Below are 2,837 nucleotides of genomic sequence, written 5' to 3' on the forward strand. Positions count from 1 at the left end.
GTCGGACCCACCAATGGCGCCGAGCATCATTCTAAGCCGCGAAAGTATGTTCTCAACGTGTGGGATTTGGCCAAGAGCACCGATATTTGCTTCAATGCCGCTCCAAGCATCGGCAAACTTTGGGCCTAAAATAGCGACATCCGCCTTGCATATCTTGGTTAGGCCCGCAACGGCAGGAATAATTGGCTCCATGGTGGCAGGGTCGGCCTTACTGGCGATCTGCACAGCACAGGACGTGCCCGCCCCAAAAAAAAATGCTACGGGCTTGTCATGTCGCGCGAGATGATCTCGCAGGTCTGAAAGGACCTTATGCGAGTCGTGTTCCACCGCCATCGAGACCCCTCTTCACACCGCAAACGCTGATTCGAGATTGGTATATACTCTCTGACCTGCAGTGGGTATTTGACTTTGCGTCAGAGGCTCAAGATTCCGCTAATATTTGCCGATAACTTGAAATCCTCGGCGCCCCTGCCAATCTTCCAGCGCCACAAACATGTTGTCCGGCGGTATGCATTCGCCTTGTGATGGCGGATATTAAGAAGCCGACCTAAACTGTGCAGAATCGAGCATTGTCAACGGYCACGACTACGCTTTTATTCACAATTTGCCAACGCGTTGACGCCTCATCTCGCTATGGAGAATGACCGCTTCTGACCCAAGACGACACGTGGGAAGAGCGTTCGGCTGCCATGGCGCCGAGCATCAGGTCACCGAAGGACCAAAAGGGGTCGGCTTCCTGCCCTCTCTCCGCCCGCATTGAGTTTGAATCGGCCGGACGACCGGTGATCACATTCATCCGGGAAGTCGGCCGGCCTTGCGTAGTTTCTGGCGCAGCACGGCAAGGGCAGCGTTCGCTGCCGCATCCATGTCATCGTAGCGTCGCGTGGCCCATGTCACCTCAGTGTCGCCGGCTAGCTGATATAGCCCGCCCCACGTACCGTCAGGGCGTCGAAAAATCTGGACGCGGTCGTTCTGCGAGGTCGTAAACCGTTGCCCCCTGGGCGTCTCCCACCAGACCGGATGCTCCAGTTCGGAGGCGATTCGCTCAGCTCGCGCCTGAACCAGCAAATCCTTCAGGCGGTCCTTGGCAGTGCTTATGGCCAATTCGACTTCAGCCAGAACGTCGGAATGCTCTATGTGCTCTAGGATGTAGTCATGATCCTTCGCATCCTTCTCGGCTTCGCGGACGCGACGGGCGACAACTTTGCGCAGCCGCTCCAGCGTCGGGATCACCAGCAACGACATCTGATCGTGACTCTTCGTTCCAACATCGATCTGACCGAGTTGGGTCCGAGCTTTGATCAGTGCCTTCTCACGGCGCGCCACACGCTCCGCCGCTCGCTTCCGGTCGTCGTCGCGTTCCCTAGCGGCGGCAAGGTTGCCTTCCATGTGACCCGCGCAGATACAGCCAGCCTCAAGCTCAAGGCCTGCCGGATGCCGCATGACATGGACGAAGCGGATGTGGATCGCCTCGCACATTTCGCAGAACTTGTGAAGGTCTTTGCCCGGACCTAAGTCTCGGACATATGCGCAGGACCAGCCGCTCTTCGGAACGTCCGGGTCTGACCACTTGCCGCAGCCACGCGCTACGAGCTCCTGTTCGGGCTGGATCATTTGTTTGCCCCCCTGTCGATTTATACCACAAGCTGCTCAAGCTATGACAAAACTCAAGTTTGCACGCCGACGGTGGCTCGTCAGTTCGTGCACCGGTGGTCAGCCAGGTTTCCGCAGCACCAGCTTCTCGCCAAAGCAGGACGAGCGGGTATTCTTCCTCCGCTCGAAGCCGTTGCCACTCGCAGTTCATGAACTCCCGCGATTGGCGCGCCGGCGAACCGGTAGCCCTTACCGCCGGTGATGCAGGTGTCGCAGATCGGCTCACGAACATCATCAAGCGCAGCCATTTTGTGTGCATAGCTGACCGCACTCGCAGCGCGACGCAGATGCATCCTCTAAGGCAGAGTTGCCGACCGAGTAAGTTCGCGTTATGTTCTCGATTTCCCGGTTGCAGGACAAGCCGATTTCACTAAGGTGCGCGCGATGGTGGGGACATCTCCGGAATATTCGCAGAAACGATCGGGCGCGTATTTCACGCCCGGTGGTGTGAGTGCGGCGTTGGTCGCTTGGGCCTGTCGTAAATCGACCGACCGCCTGATCGATCCCTCGTGCGGCGACGGCCAGTTCTTGGCTCTTCACCGCAACAGTGTCGGCATCGAGCAGAACCCGGTCTCGGCGCATCTCGCCATCGAGCGCGCACCGGGCGCCTTGGTGCACGAGGGTGATTTCTTCACTTGGGCAATCGAAACCCACGAGCGGTTCGAGTGCGCCGCAGGCAATCCGCCCTTCATTAGGTACCAGACGTTCAAGGGTGATATGCGGCGTCGCGCACTGGATCTGTGTCTCGGTCTGGGCGTCCGCTTCAGCGGGATGTCCTCGTCTTGGGCGCCGTTCATCGTCGCGACCGCCGGCCTATTGAAGCGCGGCGGCCGCATGGCATTTGTTGTGCCGGCCGAGATCGGCCACGCGCCTTACGCGGCGCCACTGCTCGACTATCTTGTCGCGTCATTCTCGACAGTGCAGATAGTCGCAGTGCGCAGGAAGCTGTTCCCGGCGCTCTCGGAGGATTGCTGGCTGCTCTATACCGAGGGCTTTGGCGGCAAGGCTGACAAAATCGATCTGACCGTTGTCGACGAGTTCGTGCCGGGAAGGGCGCCGCCGAAGTCGACAATGCAGGTCGACCTCGAAGAATGGCGCACCGTCTGGAATCGAYGCCTGCGTCCCTATCTGCTGCCTGCGTCGGTACGCGGCCTTTATGCTGCTGCGCTTGCCGATCCCAATAC

3 protein-coding genes are annotated in these 2,837 nt (G+C 59.0%); 1 reads left to right on the top strand and 2 read right to left on the bottom strand.

What is annotated here, in order from left to right; all coding sequences use genetic code 11:
* Both ACXJ7R_RS29225 and ACXJ7R_RS29230 read right to left on the bottom strand, forming a co-directional pair.
* A partial coding sequence (locus ACXJ7R_RS29225) for a hypothetical protein (RefSeq protein ID WP_457154864.1) occupies positions 1–333 on the bottom strand: 333 nt, incomplete at its 3' end.
* Between the two features lie 459 nt (positions 334–792).
* Positions 793–1,614: a hypothetical protein gene (locus ACXJ7R_RS29230; RefSeq protein ID WP_457154865.1), complete on the bottom strand. Its 822-nt coding sequence runs from the start codon at positions 1,612–1,614 to the stop codon at positions 793–795.
* Between the two features lie 423 nt (positions 1,615–2,037).
* Between ACXJ7R_RS29230 and ACXJ7R_RS29235 the strand changes: the two genes are divergently transcribed.
* Positions 2,038–2,837 (top strand): Eco57I restriction-modification methylase domain-containing protein (locus ACXJ7R_RS29235; RefSeq protein ID WP_457154866.1); only part of this gene is annotated, 800 nt, incomplete at its 3' end.

The organism is Mesorhizobium sp. P5_C1 (genome assembly GCF_054049815.1).

Bases quoted from the DNA above. Each gene is read 5' to 3' on its own strand.
- ACXJ7R_RS29230 (WP_457154865.1), bottom strand. From the start codon at position 1,614: ATGATCCAGCCCGAACAGGAGCTCGTAGCGCGTGGCTGCGGCAAGTGG.